A 6,020-nucleotide genomic window follows, 5' to 3' on the forward strand; every position below is an offset into this window, starting at 1 on the left:
AACAATCCGAAATAGCCCCAATTCTTCATCGTATGATGAAGGGGATATTAACCAAACGTTTTCCCCATTTTCGATAAGTGCGTCAATTGCTGAACGCACTACAAGACTTTTACCAGTCATAGTACAACCGTCGATAATCGACAGTGTGCTATTGCAAATGTTATTGAGCGCCCTGAGCTGAATATCATCAAGCTTAATACCCAAAGCACTTAGCTTTATTAGCGTTGCTTCAACATCGACTCTTACATTTTCTTTATCGCTGTTTAAACGTATTAGTCGTTTTCTCAGCAAGGCATTAACCGTTTTCTCTATGGCGTGATGACCTAAAACCTGAATCGTTTGCGTTTCATTGTTTAAACATAGCGTCGGGTAGTCAGATTCAATCCGTTCTATTTCATTTAGCTCTAATTCTATACTCTCTGTACCAAGTGCCTCTTGAACTGAATCAATAGGTAACGCCATATGCCCTTGCTGGCTGAAATCGGAATAAAGCAACGACTCAACAAAGGAAATAGCTCTTCTACGGTCGTTTTTCCTTATATTAAAGTGTTTTCTTATTGTTTTATCTAATTCACTCCAGTTTCTGTTGGGCGCTCTCACTGAGTTAATGGGGTAGAGCAGGTAAGGGTTCTTTTTGATATGCTCAACAGCCTTATCACCAAGTAACTGGCGAGTTGTTTCGATTAACTCCAGCGGTAAACATTTACTTTGAAAGAACGTGTTGAGAGCACTTTCCTGAGTAACTTTCTGCCAGCCATTCAATAGATTGGATATCAGAACGCTCGACATCTTCAATTTTTTGTTTTTGGCCAGCTCGTCTACATCGTTCCCACTAAGCAAATTAAAAAGTTTATTTTCATAGACACTAACGAGTTTTTTAGCCCAAAAACGGTTTATCCCAGCAAAATTGGCGTTATGGATAAGAAAGTCAGCAAGTACTTTGGGGCACAGATGCTCATCGGGTTGAAGCTTGGTCGCATCCTCTACTTTAAATTGTGAACCATACGTATGGTCGCTAACATGCTCACCAGTGACACGCCATATTTCTCCAACCAGAGGAATACTATTTATCGTTTCAAACTCTGCAACAGTAACGAGTTTTTGTCCCTCTGTGTTCAACTGAAATATGGCTGAAGCACCTCGGTTATCCCTTGCGGTATGAATGATGTGAGAGACAACGCCTGTCAATGTAACTGCATGATCTTCAAAGTTGATACTTGCCGCTCTCATCCGTGTTCCTTAAAGTGGTTATAAAGGCGTGGAATGTAACGGCCAGTTGCTAAAAGAAACTCTTCAGATGCGAGATCAAGCCGGATGGCGCTCAAGCTTTTTTCTAGTTCATCAATTTTATCCTCCAACATAGAAGTCGATTCATCACTCGCTACTCTAACTGGCTCCTTGGCTGGTTGGGAGTTTGAAGCATTAGCTAGCTTCTGTTTGCTAGCAAGTTCTTCAATCGGCCCGTTTATTTCAAACAGCTCTCTTAACTCGCTGTTTGTCTCAATTGTAGATTTGGGAACACCGTGTTGTTTACATATCGCCGTTTTATTCACCTTACCTTGATATAGAGGAATATTAGGGTTGGTCGCCAACCAGTCGAAAATCTTTTTCGCGTTAAGCTTTCCTTTTTCCTGAGCTGAGAGCTTTTTCTTTGGTTTACTCATCTTTACTCACCGGAAAGCTAATTACAGAGTTGGATTGTTCAATATCCGAAAAATCAATATTGTTTTCGATAAGCCTAGCTTTAAGTTTATCAATTTCGTTCTGAAGCGTTTTGTTATCGTTCTCCGACTGTTTTATCGTTTTGCTCTTGAAGTCCAACTGCTGCGACATGACATGCCGTGCATCTTCGAGCCTTGTTTCTGCAATTCGAACATCTTTTTCAAGCGCTTTATTGGCGATGCGCAATTGAACAAGCTCAGCCGCCAACCCATTGCTTTTTTTTTCGCTAAACGTGAGCTTTTCTTCTAGTTCGTCAATCCTTGTTTTCTGCTTGTTGCTGCGTTGAATCGATGCTTTTTCTTTTAAAAGAGCAAAAATACTTGCCCGATCTTCGTTGCCTTCAACACGAATACGTGTGGCAGAAGGTGCAGCTTTCCATGCTCTATCTGAAGTTTGGGCGGCGGGGATGTGGTATTTTTTCACGACTTCTTCGCTATTTTCCTTGCCGTTCCATAATCTCAATCCGCGAACACTTTTAGGAAAATCCTCAAGAACGTAATTGCCTTTACTATCTACCTGTTTGTTTCCATTAATCAGTTTGAAAGGAATACCTTCATCAAGCCACAGCTCAAGAATATCCAGCTTTTTATCAATACGACGAAAAGCCTCCTCCCTTTGCCGTTCTAGCTTGTCACTTTCTTTGCTCATCGTTGATCACCTTCAGCAAACAATGTTTTGTTGCGCTCCATAGTTCGCTCGTGATGCTTTATCAAAATCGATAGGTTCGACACATCACTCTTTGCCCTTAATCGTTCAACAGGTAACAAAGAAAAATCAGATTGTTTCTTCAGCAAAATGCCTAAGTCTTCCTTCAGGATTGTTAACTGAGTTCGCTTGATCTCTTGATAGGGGCAGCTTGAACACTTAAATGGTTCGCAAGGCGCTTCATTCCCATTTGAGTCACCTTGTCTCCGGTGACATGTTGCATGAGCCTTTGGTCTGCGTTTATGACCTCGACTACCCAACACTTGTGCCATCGCCTTACTTTTGTCATTGACTGATAGGTCTTTAAAATCCCTGCCAAACCTATCGTTAGTCAAATTATTAAACGTAACGCTCTGGTGAAGAGTTCGATAAACTTTTTTCAAATAGGCTGGGTACTTTCCCGCCATTTCTTCAGACCCCATAAGCAAAGCTGCAATATCTTTGGCTGTAGCTTCTACGCCGACTTCTTCAATGACTTTGTCGAGAGCTTTATTTTCTTCTTTGAGTGCAATTGTCGATTCAGCCGCTTCATCTTTAATGAACTTCACTTTGTGATGCAGTTGCTCGTGAACGTCTCTCGCTTCTGGCTCAGTCACGTAAACCATCGTATGATCTGGGTCGATGTGACCAAGTTGATGGCATAGAGCCAATAAATCGGCATTCTTATACTGATAGTGGTAGATGACTGCATAAATGCGTCGGAAGGGATGACTCTTAGTATCAGGCTGATCGCCGAGCATTAGCTGCAAAAAAGCATTGCCCGTGATTTTGGAATCTTTCCCTTTGTTGAAGTGGTATTTGTAGAATCCAAAACTCTCATCTTCGTTCAATCGAAAATTCGGAACGATAAACAAACCTTCAACGCCATTCGGTTGCCATGCTTTCTTTAAAGCGATTAAGCACTGAATAGCTTTAGTGCTGCCATTGTTCAATGTGTACCATCGGCGCTTCCTATTTTTCTCGTTGTAAAAGTTCGCCTGATACCAATTGAGCCTTTTATTAGCACATCGAAAGTGTTCTTCCGTTATTCCTATGAGCGGGCTTTGGATTTCAGCTTGCCGTCGAGCGTTGTAGGTTTGTAAGACGATATAGCATGCTGTCATTAACAACGTACAGATCCCAGTAATTGAGAATTTGTCAGTCGCGTTTCTCGATATAGTCAGGCTTGTTTTATGGACCTCAAGACCCGTTAATTTCTCTAGCTTTTTAATTTTTTGAGATTTACCCAAATATTCTGGGAACCTGCACTCTGTGAGTGTTCTATCTTTCAAACCTGCGCTAAGTTCCTTGTTCTTTAAACTCGTCACTTCCTTCACTGTTGAAATGATGAGCGGAGCATACTCAAAAACCCATTTATGTGAGCCACCAAGCAACGCTATCACTTCTTTCACATCAAGGTTTTTTGTCCTCCTCGGTGTTGTGCCAATTCTTTTAGACAAACTGTACGGGTTAGGAAACGGAATAAACTGCATCTGGTCACGACTATCTAGCTTCGCAAAACGATTCCATGTGCCAAACCAGTTGTTTAAAGATTTTGCAGAAGGCTGACTTGGAGTTGGCGCACCTTTATTCGCAAAATGTTTTGTGACTTTTCTTCCTTGAGTTTCCAAGTGATCCGCTACCTTTTTATAAGTCGAACGCGGGACCTGATTCTCCAAACTCACACAACCGATGTGCTGAGCGATCAATCTAACACGCAAACTGACCACAGACGAATGGGGGTAGTCATGAGATCTGCATAAAAATGGATCTAATTCATCTTTCTCGATGAGCCTATCAATTAAAGTATTGACGCGCTCGTGAAGTTGGAGCGCAACAGGGATTCCGCCCTGTTTTAATGAATCTAACATTTCGCTGATTTGTGTTTCAGGAATGCTTCTAAGCCTCAAGTGGCCGTGCAGGCACATATATTCAATGAATTGTGCTGCAACTGTTAGTTGAGACATCAACCCTGTTTTAACGAATGTAGGAGTATGTTTGGCATTATTTGCGTAGACATCGACGATTTCGATAAGTACCTTCGCATAGTCAGGGAACAACAAAATAGGCACTGGGTGCTGCCATCCCGCAGCACCGGGTATCCATATATTTTTAAGGTCTACCGTTCCTTCTTGTTTGACCGACTCATTGGCTTTCGCTCCTTCAATCACCGCCCAAAATTTTAATACAGTCCCTTCCAGTGCTAACTTTTCGTCAGTCACTGCGAGTTGCTTGGCGTTTTCAACTAATAGGTCTTCGTGCTCACTAATAATTTTTTCTGGCTGATCAGCATCTAAAAATTGATATTGAACATTATTAAGCATCGGCTAATCTCCCTTTAGCTTTTTTAAATAAAGAAGGGTTTGCAAACTCAACGTATTTGGCGAGGCCAAACGTAAAGCGCATATCAGGGGCGATATATTCATCGAAGTATTCTTGTCCATGTTTGTCTAACAAGGCCATTCCACGGCTAAGGTAATAGGCTTGACGTCTGAGCGTGTAAACAAATTCCCCGACACCAATTTGAACTCTATTGAATTGGCAGCCATCACCTTTATGGCAAAGCCTTCCTCTACAGATGCCGTTCTTCTTAGATTTATCTACGGGAGCGAAGATGTCAGTGCATGACGAACCATCTGGCAAAAGAAACCATTCTGGCAAGTCATCCTTGTTCTCGCTAGGAGCGATGAGGAGATCCTCGTCAATATTCTCAGGATCGAATCCATACTTTTTCAGCTTCTCATTTTTGTCTCTAAACTGAACTGTTGTCTCCAGTCGTCGTTGGAAGTCAGCGTTGTTAGCTTCATATTCGAGCTGAGCTATTGGATGCGACAAATATCCTGCTGTCACTCTGAGACTGCCATGATTTCTCTCCATTTGGGACTTGATTACATCACCATCGATCCCCTTCCTTAAGTTGATTTGATGTTTTGCCAAAAGCTCTAGACGAAAATAGGGCAGGGTATGTTGCTCTCTGAAATTATCTATGTGACGCCCAGATAAAAAGCTGAGTTTTGTCGAATCTGGTGTGTCCCATAAACTTTTTGGCTCAGCACCGTAGCTGATCATGTTGTCATGATGTTGAATGAGAAAGCTGATCACCTCACGAAGCTCCTTCTCATGCGGTTCAATGCTCACAGGCTTTGTATGCTTGCTGACCTTTTCTTTAAACCCGCCAATGGTAAAAGCGCTTTGAGGCAATGAATCAGGTAAGTTTGAACGGTCTAATATAGCGATAACATCTTTGTTCCAAGTTGTTTTTATCGCCAATCGAATATAACAGATGAGTAAGATATGTTTGGGCAGAAAAACACTGCTCCAGAACAAATCTTTCATACCAGTTCCTGTGTTTGGAAACCAATGTTTAACGTAGTCAGGAACTAGATTCCTCTTATCTAAACAGTAGGTTCGCAAGGTTATACCTAAAGAGAGTTGGTGCTGAACATATGCACCTAACATGACTTCTTTAGTGTATTTCTCTCTGGTTCTAAATAGCCTTGTGCGCTTTAACAATTTGCCCTTACCAAGTTGGTTTTTCGAGACAATTACAGAGACCTCTTCTGGCATTCTAAAAGTGAATTGTCCAGATTCGTCAATGGACGTGTAGGGAGCTA

At 41.7% G+C, this 6,020-nt stretch carries 5 protein-coding genes; all 5 read right to left on the reverse strand.

Features of this window, described 5'->3' with window-relative positions; all coding sequences use genetic code 11:
- On the reverse strand, positions 1-1,230 hold a 1,230-nt coding region (locus GMES_RS12285), incomplete at its 3' end, for a YrrC family ATP-dependent DNA helicase (protein WP_039987360.1).
- Positions 1,227-1,664, reverse strand: a complete 438-nt coding sequence (locus tag GMES_RS12290; protein WP_006993026.1) for a hypothetical protein — start codon at positions 1,662-1,664, stop codon at positions 1,227-1,229. The genes GMES_RS12290 and GMES_RS12285, both read right to left, overlap by 4 nt.
- On the reverse strand, positions 1,657-2,370 hold the full coding sequence (locus GMES_RS12295) for a hypothetical protein (protein WP_006993027.1): 714 nt from the start codon (positions 2,368-2,370) through the stop codon (positions 1,657-1,659). The genes GMES_RS12290 and GMES_RS12295 overlap by 8 nt, the downstream gene beginning before the upstream one ends.
- On the reverse strand, positions 2,367-4,730 hold the full coding sequence (locus GMES_RS12300) for a hypothetical protein (protein WP_006993028.1): 2,364 nt from the start codon (positions 4,728-4,730) through the stop codon (positions 2,367-2,369). Before GMES_RS12300 ends, GMES_RS12295 begins: the two co-directional genes overlap by 4 nt.
- The coding region (locus GMES_RS12305; protein ID WP_226990296.1) for a hypothetical protein at positions 4,723-6,020 on the reverse strand (1,298 nt) is incomplete at its 5' end. The genes GMES_RS12305 and GMES_RS12300, both read right to left, overlap by 8 nt.

Source organism: Paraglaciecola mesophila KMM 241, from assembly GCF_000315015.1.
GTDB lineage: Bacteria > Pseudomonadota > Gammaproteobacteria > Enterobacterales > Alteromonadaceae > Paraglaciecola > Paraglaciecola mesophila.

Excerpts from the sequence above, each read along its gene's own strand:
- GMES_RS12295 (WP_006993027.1), bottom strand. The coding sequence starts at position 2,370 with ATGAGCAAAGAAAGTGACAAGCTAGAACGGCAAAGGGAGGAGGCTTTT.
- GMES_RS12290 (WP_006993026.1), bottom strand. The coding sequence starts at position 1,664 with ATGAGTAAACCAAAGAAAAAGCTCTCAGCTCAGGAAAAAGGAAAGCTT.
- GMES_RS12300 (WP_006993028.1), bottom strand. The coding sequence starts at position 4,730 with ATGCTTAATAATGTTCAATATCAATTTTTAGATGCTGATCAGCCAGAA.